At 64.1% G+C, this 15,907-nt stretch carries 13 protein-coding genes; 8 read left to right on the top strand and 5 right to left on the bottom strand.

Going from position 1 to position 15,907, the window contains the following annotated elements; translation table 11 throughout:
- Positions 1-63: 63 nt before the first annotated feature.
- The 5 genes from EO245_RS05600 (at position 64) to EO245_RS05580 (ending at position 5,696) form a co-directional block, all read left to right on the top strand.
- On the top strand, positions 64-1,665 hold the full coding sequence (locus EO245_RS05600; protein ID WP_128892001.1) for a type II and III secretion system protein family protein: 1,602 nt from the start codon (positions 64-66) through the stop codon (positions 1,663-1,665).
- Between the two features lie 14 nt (positions 1,666-1,679).
- Positions 1,680-2,327, top strand: coding sequence for a CpaD family pilus assembly protein (locus EO245_RS05595; RefSeq protein ID WP_128892000.1), 648 nt, complete (start codon positions 1,680-1,682; stop codon positions 2,325-2,327).
- 5 nt (positions 2,328-2,332) lie between these two features.
- A complete protein-coding gene (locus EO245_RS05590) occupies positions 2,333-3,622 on the top strand; it encodes a pilus assembly protein CpaE (protein ID WP_128891999.1) in 1,290 nt (429 codons plus the stop codon).
- A gap of 78 nt (positions 3,623-3,700) precedes the next feature.
- Positions 3,701-4,672: a type II secretion system F family protein gene (locus tag EO245_RS05585; protein WP_128891998.1), complete on the top strand. Its 972-nt coding sequence runs from the start codon at positions 3,701-3,703 to the stop codon at positions 4,670-4,672.
- 16 nt (positions 4,673-4,688) lie between these two features.
- The gene (locus tag EO245_RS05580) at positions 4,689-5,696 is read left to right on the top strand and encodes a type II secretion system F family protein (protein ID WP_128891997.1); all 1,008 of its coding nucleotides are present in this window, start codon (positions 4,689-4,691) and stop codon (positions 5,694-5,696) included.
- Between the two features lie 69 nt (positions 5,697-5,765).
- Here EO245_RS05580 and EO245_RS05575 read toward each other — a convergent pair whose 3' ends face one another.
- The 4 genes from EO245_RS05575 to EO245_RS05560 form a co-directional block, all read right to left on the bottom strand.
- Positions 5,766-6,212, bottom strand: coding sequence for a MarR family winged helix-turn-helix transcriptional regulator (locus tag EO245_RS05575; protein ID WP_128891996.1), 447 nt, complete (start codon positions 6,210-6,212; stop codon positions 5,766-5,768).
- A 54-nt stretch (positions 6,213-6,266) separates the two neighbouring features.
- Positions 6,267-7,139: a crotonase/enoyl-CoA hydratase family protein gene (locus EO245_RS05570; protein ID WP_128891995.1), complete on the bottom strand. Its 873-nt coding sequence runs from the start codon at positions 7,137-7,139 to the stop codon at positions 6,267-6,269.
- A gap of 67 nt (positions 7,140-7,206) precedes the next feature.
- Positions 7,207-7,992 (bottom strand): SDR family NAD(P)-dependent oxidoreductase, encoded by a 786-nt coding sequence (locus tag EO245_RS05565; RefSeq protein WP_128891994.1) that lies wholly within the window; start codon positions 7,990-7,992, stop codon positions 7,207-7,209.
- A 29-nt stretch (positions 7,993-8,021) separates the two neighbouring features.
- On the bottom strand, positions 8,022-9,194 hold the full coding sequence (locus EO245_RS05560) for an acetyl-CoA C-acetyltransferase (RefSeq protein WP_128891993.1): 1,173 nt from the start codon (positions 9,192-9,194) through the stop codon (positions 8,022-8,024).
- Positions 9,195-9,377: 183 nt separating this feature from the next.
- Here EO245_RS05560 and EO245_RS05555 point away from each other — a divergent pair, with 183 nt between their 5' ends.
- The 3 genes from EO245_RS05555 to EO245_RS05545 are packed head-to-tail and all read left to right on the top strand — an operon-like array spanning position 9,378 to position 12,720.
- On the top strand, positions 9,378-10,121 hold the full coding sequence (locus tag EO245_RS05555) for a 2OG-Fe(II) oxygenase family protein (RefSeq protein WP_128891992.1): 744 nt from the start codon (positions 9,378-9,380) through the stop codon (positions 10,119-10,121).
- Positions 10,118-11,803 carry a tetratricopeptide repeat protein gene (locus tag EO245_RS05550; RefSeq protein WP_128891991.1) on the top strand — a complete coding sequence of 562 codons (1,686 nt, stop codon included), beginning with the start codon at positions 10,118-10,120 and terminating at the stop codon, positions 11,801-11,803. The genes EO245_RS05555 and EO245_RS05550 overlap by 4 nt, the downstream gene beginning before the upstream one ends.
- A 5-nt stretch (positions 11,804-11,808) precedes the next feature.
- The gene (locus EO245_RS05545) at positions 11,809-12,720 is read left to right on the top strand and encodes a class I SAM-dependent methyltransferase (RefSeq protein WP_128891990.1); all 912 of its coding nucleotides are present in this window, start codon (positions 11,809-11,811) and stop codon (positions 12,718-12,720) included.
- A gap of 141 nt (positions 12,721-12,861) precedes the next feature.
- On the opposite strand, the gene EO245_RS05540 is transcribed toward EO245_RS05545, so the two are convergent.
- Positions 12,862-15,840: a TonB-dependent receptor domain-containing protein gene (locus EO245_RS05540; protein ID WP_128891989.1), complete on the bottom strand. Its 2,979-nt coding sequence runs from the start codon at positions 15,838-15,840 to the stop codon at positions 12,862-12,864.
- Positions 15,841-15,907: the final 67 nt, after the last annotated feature.

The following is a 15,907-nucleotide window of genomic DNA, read 5'->3' as shown; positions in this document are numbered from 1 at the left end:
AACGAGAACACGATCCGCTTCGCCTCGACCAAGGCAAGTACTTCCCAACCAGGGGGCAAGACTATGAAACGCCGTCTTACCGCATCAGTGCTGCTCGCCAGCCTCGCTGTGGCACCGCTGTCGGGCATCCCGGCCAGCACCGCCAACGCCCAGACCGTCGCCAGCCCGGCGCAGGACATCGTCCTCTCGATCGGTCGCGGCGAGCTGGTCACCGTGCCCGGCACGATGGCCGACGTCTTCATCGCCAACGACTCGATCGCCGACGTGCAGGTCAAGTCGCAGCGCCAGCTCTATGTCTTCGGCAAGGCCGGCGGCGAGACGACCGTCTATGCGAGCAACGCCCGCGGCGACATCGTCTGGTCGGCGAACATCCGCGTCGGCTCGAACATCGGCAGCATCGACCAGATGCTCGCCCTCGCGATGCCGGAAGCGCAGATCTCGGTTGCTACCATGGGCACCAACACGGTCCTTCTGACGGGCACCGTCGGCGCACCGGAAGACGCTGCCGAGGCTGAACGCCTCGTCCAGGCCTTCGTCGGTGAAGACGCCAACGTCATCAGCCGCCTCAAGATGGCGACGCCGCTGCAGGTCAACCTGCAGGTCCGCTTCGCCGAGGTCAGCCGCACGCTGGTCCGCTCGCTGGGCTCGAACCTTTCGACCTTCGACGGCACGGGCGGTTTCCGCTTCGGCGTCGGCACCGGTCGCACGGTCGCCAACGGCGCGTACCGCGTCGACGGCCCGCTCGGCGTCGGTTCGGGCGTCGAAGGTCCGGCCTTCGTCCTGCCCGACGGCACCGAAATCGTCGGTCCGGGCGTCGATAGCGACGGCGGCACCACGATCGCCGGTCTCGGCAGCTTCCTGGGCCTCGATATCCTCGGCGCCCTCGACCTTGCCGAGCGCAACGGCCTCGTCACCACCCTCTCGCAGCCGAACCTGACTGCGCTCTCGGGTGAAACGGCAGACTTCCTTGCCGGCGGCGAATTCCCGGTTCCGATCAGCCAGGGTCTCGGCACCACCGCGATCGAATATCGCAAGTTCGGTGTCAGCCTCGCCTACACGCCGACGGTGCTCGCCAATGGCCGCATCTCGCTGCGTGTGCGTCCGGAAGTGTCCGAGCTTTCGAGCCAGGGCGCAGTGACGCTCAACGGCTTCCAGATCCCGGCTCTGACCATCCGCCGCGCCGAAACGACCATCGAACTCGGCTCCGGCCAGAGTTTCATGATCGCCGGCCTGATGAGCAACAGCGCGCAGAACTCGATCGACAAGGCACCGGGTGTCGGCGACCTTCCGATCCTCGGCAACCTGTTCCGCTCGACCGAGTTCCGCAAGGGCGAAACCGAGCTGGTAATCGTCGTGACGCCGTATCTCGTGAAGCCGGTGAATGCGAACGACATCCGCCTGCCGACCGACGGCTTCAACGCGGCCAACGTCCTCGAAAGCAAGCTGCTTTACCAGCAGAGCAAGGAAGGCCCGGTCGCCGACCGTCCGGTTCCGACCGTGCGCGACAAGGACTCCACGCCGCCTGAGGTCTCGCTTGTCGATCCCGCTGCCGTCCTCCCGGGGGCCAACGGTTCGCGCAACGCGAAGGCCGACAACGCCGGCAAGTCCAATGCCGACCGCCGCGCCGATGCTGCGGCAGCAGCACCCGGCTTCAGCCTCAAGTGAGAAAGGTGAGTATCATGCACAACACCACGAAACGCACGCTCGCCGGCGCTCTCGCGCTCTCCATGGGCCTCGCACTGGGTGCCTGCGGCGGCATGCCGAGCAATCCGAGCCTCAACAGCCTGAAACAGCCGGTTGTCGAGCGCACGAACTACACCTTCGACGTCCAGACCGGCAGCGGTGGGCTGACCATTCCCGAACAGCAGCGCCTTGCTGCCTGGTTTGAGGCGATGGAACTCGGCTTCGGCGACCGCCTGGCCATCGAAGATCCGATGATGAGCCCGGCAACGCGTGAAGCGATCGCCCAGCTCGCGGCCCGCCACGGCATCCTCGTCAGCGATGGTGCCCCGGTTACCGCCGGCATGATCCAGCCGGGCCAGGCCCGCGTCGTGCTGACCCGTTCGACCGCTTCGGTCCCGGGTTGCCCCGACTGGTCGGCCTCTTCGGACATGAACTACACCAACGGCACCTCGCCCGGTTACGGCTGCGCGGTCAACAGCAACCTCGCTGCCATGGTCGCCAATCCGGAAGACCTGATCGAAGGCCAGAGCGGCTCGGGCACGACCGTCGTCTCGACCGGCACCAAGGCCATCGACAGCTATCGCAACCAGACACCGACGGGCGAACAGGGCCTGAAGGCATCTGCCACGAGTGAAGGAGAATAAGAGCCATGAACGCGCCTTGGAAACCCAGCGGCTCGGGTAATCGCGATCCCTTCGCAGCCTTCATTTGCGACGAAGCCGCGCTGGACGTCCTGCGTCCGGTGGTCATCGAAATGGGCTGGCAGCCTGAAAAGTGCGCCAAGGGCGGCCTGCGTAACGCAGTCCAGTCGCTCTCGGTCACGGCAAGCCCGAACATCCTCATGGTCGACTTGTCGGAAAGCGGCGATCCGCTGAACGACATCAACGCCCTCGCCGAGGTTTGCGAACCCGGCACGGTCGTGATCGCCGTCGGCCAGGTCAACGACGTCCGCCTGTATCGCGACCTGCTCGCGAGCGGCATCCACGACTACCTGCTCAAGCCGCTTTCGGCCGGCCAGGTGCGTGATTCGCTCAACCAGGCGCAGGCGGTCTTCTCGGCCCCGCGCGCAAGCGATCCGGAAGCGGCCAAGCGCCACGTCTCGACGGCTGTCGTCGGTACGCGCGGCGGTGTCGGTGCATCGATGCTGGCAACTTCGCTTTCCTGGCTGTTCAGCGAGGAAAAGAAGCTGCCGACCGCGCTGCTCGACCTCGACGTTCACTTCGGCACCGGTGCCCTCGCGCTCGATCTCGAGCCGGGCCGCGGCCTGACCGATGCGATCGACAACCCGAGCCGTATCGACGGGCTGTTCATCGAACGCGCCATGATCCGCGCGAACGAGAACCTCGCGATCCTCTCTGCGGAAGCGCCGATCAGCGCGCCGCTGATGACCGACGGGTCGGCCTTCGTGCAGCTGGAGGAGGAATTCCGCCAGGCGTTCGAAATGACGGTCGTCGACCTGCCGCGCAACATGCTGATCAACTTCCCGCATGTGCTGGCAGACGTGAACGTCATCGTGCTGGCTACGGAAATGACGCTCGCCTCGGCGCGCGACACGATCCGTATCCTCTCGTGGCTCAAGACCAACGCCGCCCATGCGACCCCGCTGATCGTGGCGAACAAGGTCCAGGGCAACCAGGCGGAAATCAGCAAGGCTGACTTCGAAGCATCGATCGAACGCAAGATCGACGTGTCGATCCCCTACGATCTCAAGGGCGCCATTGCCGCAGCCAAGCTCGGCCAGACGTTCCTCGAGGCCAATGGCGGAAGCAAGTCGACGGCTGCGATCAAGCAACTCGGCGACCGCATCCTCGGCGCTTCGGAAGAGATCGTCGACGGCGACGAGCCGGAGAAGAAGTCGCTGCTTGGCGGTTTCGACTTCAAGTCGCTGCTCGCCAAGAAGAGCAAGAAGCAGGCTCCTGTCCAGGAACCTGCCGAGTAATCGGCGATGACGCGGGGGCCCGGTGCCCCCGCCGAACCGCCCTCGAATTTGACGCGTTAGGAAAGGCAGGTCGAAGGCATGAGCATTATCCAGCTCCTGCTGATTGCTGGTGGACTGATGGCCCTCATGGTCGTCGGATACACCGTGCTGTCAGGCCCATCGGCGGCGAAGGAAAGCCAGCGCAGGCTCCAGGCTGTGCGCTATCGCCACTCCGAAAGCACCAACACCAAGGTTGAATCGCAGCTCAAGAAAGCGATCGCGGCCCGCAAGCCCAAGGCGCACAAGGTCGCCGGCTCGGGATCGCGCATCGATGCGCTTGCCGTTCGCCTCGACCGGACCGGCAAGGGCTGGTCGATTTCGCAGTATCTCTACGCGTCGCTCGGCCTCATGCTGATGGTAGCCGTGGTAGTGTACCTGCGTTCGGGCGCCCTGCTGCTCTCGCTCGGTGTCGGCCTCGTTGTCGGCGCAGGCCTGCCCCACATGGTGGTCAACCACCAGATCAAGAAACGCACCAACCAGTTCACCGCGAAGTTTCCCGACGCGATCGAGCTGCTGGTTCGCGGCCTTCGCTCCGGCCTTCCGGTAACCGAGACCCTCGCGGTCGTCGCGCAGGAAGTTCCCGGCCCGGTCGGCATCGAATTCAAGGGCATCACCGAGCGTATCAAGATCGGCCGCACGATGGAGGAATCGCTCCAGGAAACGGCGGACCGTCTCGGCATCCCGGAATTCAACTTCTTCTGCATCACCCTCGCCATCCAGCGCGAAACGGGTGGTAACCTCGCGGAGACGCTCTCCAACCTGGCAGACGTCCTGCGCAAGCGTTCGCAGATGAAGCTCAAGATCAGGGCGATGAGCTCGGAATCGAAAGCGTCGGCCTACATCGTGGGTGCCCTGCCCTTCATCGTCTTCGCGATGATCTGGTGGATCAACCCGAGCTACATCGGCGGCTTCTTCGAGGACGATCGCCTGATCGTCGCAGGCCTGGGCGGCATGGTGTGGATGAGCATCGGCGCCTTCATCATGGCCAAAATGGTCAGCTTCGAGATTTGAGGTAGGGACGGATACAATGATCAGTCAGCAACCCGGCCCGACCCTTCTCGGCTTCGACGTCATCGTCGTCGGCTCGATCCTCGCTGGGATCGCGGCAGCGGCAGTGATGCTTGCCGTCTACGCGGCGGTTACGGTCAAGGATCCGATGGCCAAGCGCGTCAAGGCACTCAACGAGCGCCGCGACGAGCTCAAGGCAGGCATCGTCAAGTCGAATGCGAAGAAGCGCACCAGCCTCGTTCGCAAGACCGACCAGACCGAGAAGATGAAGGACACGCTGGAGGGGATGAAAGTCCTCCAGCAGAGCCAGATCGAGGAAATCCAGCAGAAGCTGGCGCATGCCGGCTACCGCAACAAGGAACTCGCGGTCCTGGTTATCGCGGCACGCATGGTGCTGCCGATCGTCCTCGGCCTGCTGGCATTCCTGTTCATCTACGTGATCGACTATTTCCCCGACTGGGGCGGCATCAAGCGTGTCGGCGCGCTCAGCGTGATGGTCTTTGCGGGCTACAAGGGCCCGGAAATCTTCCTGAAGAACAAGGCCAGCAAGCGCACCGGCGAAATCCGCAAGGGCCTGCCGGACGCACTCGACCTCCTTGTCATCTGCGCCGAAGCCGGTCTCACCGTCGACGCTGCGTTCAACCGCGTCGCCAAGGAACTGGGCCGCGCCTATCCGGAACTGGGTGACGAATTCGCCCTGACCGCGATCGAGCTGTCGTTCCTCGGCGAGCGCAAGATGGCATTCGACAACCTCGCTTACCGTGTCGATCTGGAATCGGTTCGCGGCGTGGTGACGACGATGGTCCAGACCGAACGCTACGGTACGCCGCTCGCATCCGCGCTGCGCGTACTGTCGGCCGAATTCCGCAACGAGCGCATGATGCGCGCCGAGGAAAAGGCAGCACGTCTGCCGGCGATCATGACCATTCCGCTGATCATGTTCATCCTGCCGGTGCTGTTCATCGTCATTCTCGGCCCGGCGGCCTGTTCGATCAGCGACGCGTTCGCACAGCAACCGGGGCGCTAAACGCTCACCAGACGCGATCTGGGGGAGATCGGCCCCGGAACCTCACGCAGGTTCCGGGGCCGGTTTGTTTCAACCGGCCTTTTGGCGGATTTCCTCGAGCATCGAGCGGAACGCCCCGGCCTGCTCTTCGCCCAGAGCGTCCAGCAGTTCTTCCTCGATCGCGCGGGCGCGCGGGACGATGCGGGCATGCATGTCCTGGCCTGCCTCGGTCAGTTCGAGCAGGTGCGAGCGACCGTCGCGGTAGTTGGGCTGGCGACGCACCAGTTCACGCTCCGCAAGCACCTTGCAGGCGCGATTGACCGCGACCTTGTCCATCAGCGTGCGGGCGGTGAGTTCGCGCTGGGTAAGCGCGCCTGCATCGCCGAGCATCGCCATGACGCGCCACTCGGTGACCTTGAGGCCGAATTCCTTGCGATAGACGTCCGCGATCCGGTTGCTCACCGCATTGGAGGCGACCGAAAGCTGGTACGGCAGGAAATCGGCAAGGACGAACTCGGGGGCGGCGCTGTTGCTCATGCTTTTGGTTTCTAATGCAACCGGTTCACTTGGCAAGCGCCAGCCCCGGACGGGCTAGCGATATTCCGGCTCATCCCACCAGGGATAGAAGTCGGGCATGTTGTCGCTGACTGTGTCGGGATAGTTCGGAGGACGCTTTTCGAGGAAGCTGGCAATTCCTTCCTTCGCGTCTTCGCTGCGGCTGAGGCGATAGATCGCCTTGCTGTCGACCCGGTGTGCGGCCATCGGATGGTCGCCCGACGGCAGGCGCCACATCATCGCGCGGGTCATCGCAACCGAAACGGCCGAAGTATTGTCGGCGATCTCGCGCGCGAGGCCGCGGGCCACATCCATCAGTTCGGCCTGCGGATGGACCGAGCGGACCAGGCCTCCGTCCTTCGCTTCCTGCGCATCGAAGATCCGGCCGGTGTAGCACCACTCGAGCGCCTGCTGCACACCGACGATGCGCGGGAGGAACCAGCTCGAAGCCGCCTCCGGAACGATGCCGCGCCGCGCGAACACGAACCCGTAGCGCGCATTGTCCGATGCCAGCCGGATATCCATTGCGAGCTGCATGGTAATCCCGACGCCCACGGCCACCCCGTTACAGGCGGCGATCAGCGGCTTCTTGCTGTCGAACAGGCGCAGCGTCAGCCGCCCGCCACCGTCGCGCACGCGCGGATCGGACAGGTCCTCGACCGGGTTGGGGTCGGAAAAGACATGCCCCCCGCCCTCGGGAGTGAGGTCCGCACCGGCGCAGAAGGCCCGGTCGCCGTGGCCGGTGAAGATCACCGCCCGCACGCTGTCGTCCTCGTCGATATCGTCCATCGCGGCGATGATTTCGTCCATCATCACGCGGGTGAAGGCATTCATCTTCTCCGGACGATGCAGGGTGACGGTCGCGATGCCGTTTTCCTTTTCGACCTTGATCTGCGTGTAGTCGGCCATGCTTTTCTCTCCCGATTGCGCCAATGAAAAGGGCGGCTCGTTGGCCGCCCTTCCCTTTTTCTGTCGCTTAGCGCGGTGCCATGCGGATGGCGCCGTCGAGGCGGACATCCTCGCCGTTGAAATAGCCGGTCTCGATCATGCACATGGCGAGATTGGCGTATTCCTCGGGGTAGCCGAGACGCTTGGGGAACGGGACCGATGCGGCCAGCGCTTCCTTCACCTGCGGCGGCGCGGCGTTCATCAGCGGGGTGTTGAAGATGCCCGGCAGGATGGTGTTCACGCGGATACCTTCGCGCATAAGGTCGCGCGCGATCGGCAGGGTCATGCCGACGACGCCGCCCTTCGACGCCGAGTAGGCCGCCTGGCCCATCTGGCCGTCTTCGGCAGCGACCGAAGCGGTGTTGACGATCGCGCCGCGATCGCCCTCGTCGGTCAGCGGATCGAGGGTCATCATGCCCGCAGCCGACTTGGCGATGCAGCGGAAGGTGCCGATGAGGTTCACCTGGATCACGAAGTCGAACGCGCTGAGCGGGAAGTGCTTGATTTCGCCCGACTGCTTGTCGCGGCTGGCGGTCTTGATCGCGTTGCCGATGCCTGCGCAGTTGACGAGAATGCGTTCCTGGCCATGCGCTTCGCGCGCCTTGGCGAAACCTGCATCGACGTCTTCGTCGCTGGTCACATTGACCTTGCAGAACACGCCGCCGATGTCCTTCGCGACCGCTTCGCCCTTCTCTTCGTTCATGTCGAAGATGGCGACCTTCGCGCCCTTGGCAGCGAGCGCGCGGGCGGTGGCTTCACCGAGGCCGGATGCACCGCCGGTTACGACGGCAGGAGTATTGGCTGAAACTTCCATGGAAAAATCCTCTCGAAATGGGGGGTGAATCAAAGTGCTTCGATGATCGTGACGTTGGCGACGCCGCCGCCTTCGCACATCGTCTGGAGACCGTATTTCTTGCCGTGGCGGTGCAGCGCGTGGACCAGCGTCGCCATCAGCTTGGTGCCCGATGCGCCGAGCGGGTGGCCGAGCGCGATCGCACCGCCGTGGACGTTGAGCTTGTCCGGGTCGGCGCCGGTATGCTTGAGCCATGCGAGCGGAACCGGGGCAAAGGCCTCGTTCACTTCGTACAGGTCGATGTCGCCGATGTTCATGCCCGCGCGCTGGAGAGCGCGGTCGGTCGCGAAGAGCGGTTCTTCGAGCATGATGACCGGGTCGCCTGCGGTAACCGTCAGGTTGTGAATGCGGGCGAGCGGCTTGAGGTTGTGTTCCTTGAGCGCGCGTTCCGACACGACCAGGACCGCGCTCGAACCGTCGCAGATCTGGCTCGACGTTGCCGCGGTGATCGTGCCTTCCGGGTTCAGCAGCTTGACGCTCGCAATGCTTTCCAGCGTCGCGTCGAAGCGGATGCCTTCGTCCACCGTGTGCATCTCGGTGCCTTCGGGCGTCTCGATCTTTACGGGGACGATTTCGTTCTCGAATGCGCCCGAATTGGTCGCTTCGATCGCTTTCTGGTGACTGCCGAGGGCGAAGCGGTCGAGGTCGTCCTTGGTGAAGCCGTGCTTCTTGACGATCATCTCGGCGCCCATGAACTGGGACCACTGGATGCCCGGATATTTCTCTTCGAGACCCGGCGACTTGTAGTTACCCAGCCCCTCTTTCATGTGGAACATGGCAGTCGAGCCCATCGGCACGCGGCTCATGCTTTCGACGCCGCTGGCGATGACGATGTCCTGCGTTCCGCTCATCACGGCCTGCGCGGCGAACTGGATCGCCTGCTGCGAGGAACCGCACTGGCGGTCGATGGTGACGGCGGGAACGCCTTCGCCGAGGTGCTTTGCTGCAAGGACGGCGTTGCGGCCGACCTGCATCGCCTGTTCGCCGCCCTGGCTGACGCAGCCCATCACCACATCGTCGATGACTTTCGCTTCGAGCCCGCTGCGCTCCATCACTGCATCGAGCGACTTGGCTGCGAGATCGACCGGGTGGACCCCGGCAAGACGACCGCCGCGGCGGCCACCGGCCGTGCGCACGGCTTCGACGATATAGGCTTCAGGCATTCTCGATTCTCCCGGTGGAATTTGTCTTCTGACTTTCCGTTTGCGTAAGCGTTAGGTCGCGCTGCCTGAGGGGTCAAGCGCTATGACCTGCGACTCCGGATGCGGCCTGCCCTACCCCGATAGTTGCGCATCTTTATGGCAGCCCTCTTGCGAGCAAGGCGTAGCGGCCTAGTGTGCGCGGAGATGGTCAAGGCACTGTTCGAAATCAATCCGGCACTCGATCGCGCGGCGCTGGCGGAGGAGTTCGCGCGCAACAAGCGCATCCAGATCCGCGACTTCCTGACGCGCGAGACGGCGGAGGAGATCCGCAATATCCTCTCCCAGCAAACGCCGTGGGGCATCGCGGCGCAGGCGGGGATCGCCGATCCGCCAGGGCCGCAGCAGGTGCTTCCCGCCCAGCTACGCACGCCCAACGGCCAGCGCCGCTTGCAGGAACTCTACAAGGCGGTCGACGATGCCGTGCGCGGCGGCGACTACGGCTTTCGCTATGCCCAGTTCAGCCTCGTGCAGGCGGTGCAGAAAGGTTTCGCGCCCGGCGGCCCGCACGAATTGCTGCTCGAATATATCAACGCCCCCGGCTTTCTCGACCTGGTGCGCGACGTCACCGGGCTGAAGGAGCTGGTAAAGGCCGACGGACAGGCGACGCTCTATGCGCAGAACCACTTCCTCGCACAGCACAGCGACAGCCACGTCGCCGAAGGGTGGCGCATCGCCTATGTGATGAACTTCACCATCGACGACTGGAAGCCCGACTGGGGCGGCCACCTGGTGTTCCACAACGAGGATGGCGACATCATCGAAGGCTACCGTCCGCGCTTCAACGCGCTCAACATGTTCCTCGTGCCGCAATTGCACTCGGTGCAGTATGTCGCGCCCTTCGCGCCGGTCGGGCGCTACGCAATCACCGGGTGGGTGCGCGACCGATGAGCGGACTGTCCGCACAGGGCTGGTACAACAAGGCCGCCGCGGCCGCTCAATCGGGCGACAATGCCGGAGCCCACGCCATCCTGCGCGATGCCCTCGCCGCCTATCCGCGCGAAGCTCAGCTGTGGCATGGTGCGGGCAATGTGCTCCTGTCCCTCGGCGAACCGGTCGAGGCGGCTGAGCACTTCGGCAAGGCATATGAACTGGCCCCGGGACAATTCGACTTCGCAATCGACCAGGCAATCGCGCTGTCGAATGCGAACCGTCACCATGATGCGCTCAAAGTGCTCAAGCGGATCGAGACGCAGGCGGCAGCCTTCGCGCATTACTGTTCGACCCGCGCCAATGCGGAGCGCGGCGCGGGCCATGCCGAGGCTGCAGCGAAATGGTACGACCGCGCGTTGTCCATAGAGCCCGCGCGGCCCAAGGCGCTCGTCGGCCGCGCCAGCGTCGCGCTGGAGCGCGGAGAGGCCGACGCCCTCGCCCGCTTCGACCGCGCGCTGCAGCACGATCCGGGCAATCCATACCTCTGGCTCGGCAAGGCGCAGGCGCTCGATGTGCTCGGCGAGACGACCGGCGCGCGCAATATCATGGAGCAGGTCGTCCAGCAGGCCCCTGCGTGGCCCGAAGGATTGCAATTCCTCGCGCAGTTGCGGCTTGCGGCCGGCGAGGAGGACTTCACCTCGCACTATGGCGACGCCGCCGCGAAAGTTCCGCAGGACCCGAACATCCTCGACGCGTGGTGCAGGACGCTCGCAGGGCTCGACTATAACGAGCAGGCGACCGAAGTCGCGGCGCGGGCGCACAAGGCGTTTCCCGACAAGCCGCATTTCGCCTTGCTCGAGGCTGTCTACGCCGGGGCTGCAGGTGATGATGACCGGGCGGAGGAAATCTTCGCCGAATTCCAGATCGATGCGCTCGACTGGCATGTCCACGAGACGCGCCACCGGATCAGGCGCGGCGAATACGACCTGGCGGAAGCCTTGCTCGACAAGGCAGTTGCGCATTCACCCGATGATATCGGCGCATGGGCGCTGCGCGGTATCGTCTGGCGTCTGACCGGCGATCCGCGCGAGGAATGGCTCCATCACCAGGAGGGGCTCCACGAGCTGAGGCCGCTGCATGACGCCGAACGCGTGCTGCCGCCTGCCATCGCACTGCTCCACCGCCTGCATGACAATTCACCGCTGCCGCTCGGCCAGTCCCTGCGCGGAGGGAGCCAGACACGCGGGATCCTGTTCCACCGTACCGAGCCCGAGATCGCCGCCTTGCACGAGGCCATTCTCGCGACGGTCGAGGAGCACCGCTCGAAGATGCCTCCTGCCGATCCAGCGCATCCGATCCTGCGGCATCGTGACGCTCCGTGGCACATCACCGGTTCCTGGTCGGTGCGCCTGTCGGGCGGCGGGGATTTCCATACCTCGCATATCCACCCGCAGGGGGTGATCTCCTCCGCGCTTTACTGCCAGCTTCCTGAACTGGGCGGAGACGATTCGCATGCGGGCTGGCTGGAACTCGGCAGGCCCCCGCCCGACTTGCGGCTCGATCTCGGCCCGATCCGCATGATCGAACCGCGAGAGGCGCATCTCGCCCTGTTCCCGAGCACACTCTACCACGGCACACGCCCGTTTGAATCGGCACGCCGGATGACGGTGGCTTTCGACGTCAGCCTCGTGCAAGGTTAGTCGCCATGGGGAAAGATCACGCGTCTGCATGGAACGACTTCTGGGCCGATAATGTCGAGAGCGATGGGGGCGGCTGCCTTCCCGCAGGCTGGCAGGGCATCGATGCCGTCCAGCAGTCGGCCTGGGTGGAGTTCGCCAAGGGCCTGCCACAGAAAGCCCGGCTGCTCGACATCGCGACCGGTGACGGCCGCGTGCTCGGCTGGATTGCCGAAAACAGGGGCGACCTGAAGCTGACCGGCTGCGACCTGGCACAGGAGCTTCCCGCGCCGCCGACCAAGGCCAAGATCCATACCAGCGTCGCCATGGAAGACTTGCCCTTTCGCGACGACTTCTTTTCAGCCGCAGTCAGCCAGTTCGGTTTCGAATATGGTGACACGGAAAAGGCCGCCCGCGAGATTGCCCGGGTGGTCGAACCCGGTGGCGCGATCGCCTTCATGACGCACCGCGCCGATGGACCGATCCTCGCCCACAATCTGGCGCGCCGCGAGCAGATTGCATGGGTGGTGGAAGAGCAGGACCTCTTCGCCATCGCCAAGCGCAGCCTTGCGCTGCGCGGCACCGGCATAGCCATCTTCCCGCCGAAGATCGCCAGCGCTCCGCTTGAAGGGGCGCAGCGTTTCGGTGCCCGGTCAGCTGCTTGGGAAATATCGGAAGCCATTCGCCAGACCCTGATGATGGGTCAGCGCGACCTTCCGGCAAATGTCGCCCGCACGCTCGATACGATTGCGCTCAAGGCGAAGAACGAGCTTGGGCGGATCGCCTCGCTCGAAGCGGCTTGCAATACGACGAAGGACGAGATCGCCTTCCTTGCCGCCTGCACTGCGGGCGGATTGCAGCAGGTTTCCTCGACGCCCCTGCGCGAGGGTCCGGACGCCGCGCCCTTCGCGGACTTCCGCGTCTTCCGCCACGCGGACTAGCTCACCGTATCTCAAAATCCTGGCCAGCTCGCGCTAGCGGCGCCGAGCCTGCTCATGCGCGCTTGTTGGTAGCGCAAAGAAAAAGGGCGGCGAACCCGAAGGTTCGCCGCCCGATTTCGTGCTGCTTCGCAGCGGTGTCGATTAGAACTTAACCGAGACCGAAGCGAAGAAGTCGCGACCAAGCACGTCGTAGGTGCTCGGGTAGGTGTTGGCCTGCTCCTGGTTGTCACCAAGCAGCAGCGAGTTCGGACGGTTCGTGACGAAGCCGTTCGCGTCGAACTCAGGCGTACCCGGGAGAGTGTCGAACAGGTTGTTCACACCCAGGGCAACCGTGATGTTCTCGTTAGCTTCGAACGAGAAGGTCAGGTCGACCAGGTCGTAAGCGTTGATGCGCTCGATACCGTTGAAGTCCGTGTAGAGGACATCCACGTCATCGTCTTCAACACCGCTCAGGTGACGCCAGCGGATCGAGGTGGTCAGCGGACCATCGATGAACGAGGCGCGTGCCGTCCACTTGAACGACGGGGTCGGTTCGCCGCACTCGCCGCCGAACTCGCCAGCACATTCGATCGTACGCGGAAGCGCAGCGACCGGCTGGAAGAAGGAGCTCTCCGTCCAGGTGCCGAGGAAGTTCAGGTTGAAGCGCTGCTCACCGGTGTCGGTCAGGAGCGAGAACGGAAGCGTCGTGGTGTAGTTGACCTGAAGGTCGACACCCGAGACGCCGAGTTCTGCGATGTTGACGCCAGCGACCAGCGGCGGAGCGTCGACCGTGATGGCACCGTCGTTGTTACGGATACCAACGAACGGACGGCAGACCGGGCTGTTAACGTCCTGCACGTCGCCGTAGCAGAGGTTCATCAGGCCCTGGAGGCTACCACCAGCGATCGAGATCGCGTCTTCGATCACGATGTCGAAGTAGTCGGCCGTGATCGTCAGACCCGGAACGAACTGCGGCTGCAGAACGACACCGGCGGTCCAGCTGGTCGAGGTTTCTTCCTGCAGGTTCGGGTTACCACCGAACAGAGCCGGGATCTGCGGGTTCAGCTGAACCACTGCAGCGTTACCGACGTTTGCAGCCGGAACACCCGTAGCGATACAGACCTGGTCTGCACCCGGGTTGTTCGCGATGAAGTTCGCATCAGCACACGGGTCGGTTGCGCCCGGGAAGCCGATGGCCTGACCACCGAACAGCTCGCCCACGTTCGGAGCGCGAACTGCACGCTGGTACTGACCGCGCAGCGTAACGTCGGGGATCGGAGCGAACTCGATGCCGCCGGCATAGGTCCACACACCGCCAACCGCGTCGAGCGAGTAGTCGGAGTAGCGAGCCGCACCGGTGATTTCGAGACGTTCGACGCCCGATTCCGGACCGAGGATCGGAATGTTGAGCTCGGCGAACAGTTCCTTGACGTCGTAGCTACCTTCGGTTGCATCGCCGGCGTTGAAGCCGATGACGTCACCCGACGAAAGCGCGGTGTCCGGAATGAAGCGCGAGCCGACCTTGCGATACTCGGCACCGACTGCGAAGCCGATGTCGTCACCGCCCATGCCGAGGTTGCCGAGGAAGCCGGAGATGGCGCCCGAAGCAACTTCCATGGTCGAGATGTCGCCGTTCTGTGCCTGGATGCTGAACGCATCGACCATTGCCGGCGTCAGGGTGTTGAGGCCGAAGATGTTGATCGGCGTACCGGTGCCGTCGAGGCCAGCCTGGAAGGCCGAGCGCGAGACGTTACCCTGCTGGACGTTGGCGTTACGCGTACGAGCATACATGTAGTAGGCATCGTAGTTCAGGTTGTCGGTGATCGAACCGCGGACACCGCCGAGCACACGGAAAGCGTTACGCTCGTCGAGGCTGTTACGCGGGCCGGTTTCGAGAACACGACGCTGGACGAATGCGCTGACGACGCCGAGCTCGGCGGTCGAAAGCGGCGAAAGGCCGTTTGCAACACGCTGAGCGCTGGCAGCGGCTTCACGCTGGTCCAGAATGTTGAGTTCGTTGATCGTCTGCTGGCTCAGGAACGGCGAGACAGTAGCGATATCGATGTTGAACGTACCGGTGACCGGAGTAGCCGCCAGCTCCTGAGCGACGCGGTTGTTGACGAAAGCAACTTCCGTGTAGAACTCGTGGCCGTCGGTGAACTCGTAGTCTGCGTAACCGCCGAGGAGGTAACGCTCCTGCGGGATCTGCAGGTAGTTGACCGGTGCGTAGTTGTAGGTGTCGCCGGCACGGCGACGCGGAGCGCCCGGGGTGTCGAAGATACCGTCGTCGATGACGAGACCCGAAGCGAGCGGTGCCGTATTGCCCGCTGCGTCAATGACGACGCTGCCCGGAGCGTTGAAACGGCCCTGCGGAACGGTCGACGAACCGAACTGGAGCAGGTCGAGGCCGAAGCTTTCACCGCCCAGCGCGAAGTTCGAGAACGCGCGGTCGCCCTGGAAGATGGACGAACGGTTGTAGTACTCGGCGAAGACGGTTGCGCTACCGCGACCATCGTCGAACGAGGTGCCGATTGCACCGTGCAGCTGATAGCGCTCGCCGTCGCCACGCTCGGTGATCGAGTACTGGCCGCCCAGTTCGACGCCATCGACGTCCTTGAGGCGGAAGTTGACGACGCCCGACATAGCGTCCGAACCGTAGACTGCCGAAGCACCGCCGGTAACGACGTCGACGCTGTCGAGCAGGAAGTTCGGGATCGTGTTAAGGTCGACGATCTGCGAGGTGTCGTACGACAGCCAGCGGCGGCCGTTGACGAGAACCAGCGTACGGGCCGAGCCGAGACCACGAAGGTTCAGCGTAGCGGTACCGGTACCCGGGTTGTTCGAGTTCGAGGTGAAGCCCGGAATGACCTGCGGGAGGGTGTTGACAACGTTCTCGACGTTGACGGTACCCGACAGTTCGAATTCCTCGGCATCGACGACTGCGACCGGCGCAGCGGTTTCGACGTTGACGCGGCGCTGAATGCGCGAGCCGGTGACGATGATGAAATCGTCGTCGCCCTGCATTGCAGCTTCCGAGCCCATGGCCGGATCCGCATCCTGCGCATGAGCCGGAACAGCGACCATGGCACCAGCCATGATCGTGCCGGTCAGCAGAGCGGCTTTGTTAAAACGGTTGGACATTCCAATCCCCTTATCCATGAACGCCCCCTTGGCGCCCATTCAAACTAGGTTTGCAGTTCGGACAAAT

The organism is Erythrobacter sp. HKB08 (assembly GCF_004114695.1).
In the GTDB taxonomy this organism is placed as follows: domain Bacteria; phylum Pseudomonadota; class Alphaproteobacteria; order Sphingomonadales; family Sphingomonadaceae; genus Parerythrobacter_A.
Note: the sequence above shows the minus strand (reverse complement) of the source record. Positions and strands in the feature narration are given on the sequence as shown.

Coding starts and splice junctions, on each gene's coding strand:
- EO245_RS05600 (WP_128892001.1), top strand. CDS start 64: ATGAAACGCCGTCTTACCGCATCAGTGCTGCTCGCCAGCCTCGCTGTG.
- EO245_RS05595 (WP_128892000.1), top strand. CDS start 1,680: ATGCACAACACCACGAAACGCACGCTCGCCGGCGCTCTCGCGCTCTCC.
- EO245_RS05590 (WP_128891999.1), top strand. CDS start 2,333: ATGAACGCGCCTTGGAAACCCAGCGGCTCGGGTAATCGCGATCCCTTC.
- EO245_RS05585 (WP_128891998.1), top strand. CDS start 3,701: ATGAGCATTATCCAGCTCCTGCTGATTGCTGGTGGACTGATGGCCCTC.
- EO245_RS05580 (WP_128891997.1), top strand. CDS start 4,689: ATGATCAGTCAGCAACCCGGCCCGACCCTTCTCGGCTTCGACGTCATC.
- EO245_RS05575 (WP_128891996.1), bottom strand. CDS start 6,212: ATGAGCAACAGCGCCGCCCCCGAGTTCGTCCTTGCCGATTTCCTGCCG.
- EO245_RS05570 (WP_128891995.1), bottom strand. CDS start 7,139: ATGGCCGACTACACGCAGATCAAGGTCGAAAAGGAAAACGGCATCGCG.
- EO245_RS05565 (WP_128891994.1), bottom strand. CDS start 7,992: ATGGAAGTTTCAGCCAATACTCCTGCCGTCGTAACCGGCGGTGCATCC.
- EO245_RS05560 (WP_128891993.1), bottom strand. CDS start 9,194: ATGCCTGAAGCCTATATCGTCGAAGCCGTGCGCACGGCCGGTGGCCGC.
- EO245_RS05555 (WP_128891992.1), top strand. CDS start 9,378: ATGGTCAAGGCACTGTTCGAAATCAATCCGGCACTCGATCGCGCGGCG.
- EO245_RS05550 (WP_128891991.1), top strand. CDS start 10,118: ATGAGCGGACTGTCCGCACAGGGCTGGTACAACAAGGCCGCCGCGGCC.
- EO245_RS05545 (WP_128891990.1), top strand. CDS start 11,809: ATGGGGAAAGATCACGCGTCTGCATGGAACGACTTCTGGGCCGATAAT.
- EO245_RS05540 (WP_128891989.1), bottom strand. CDS start 15,840: ATGTCCAACCGTTTTAACAAAGCCGCTCTGCTGACCGGCACGATCATG.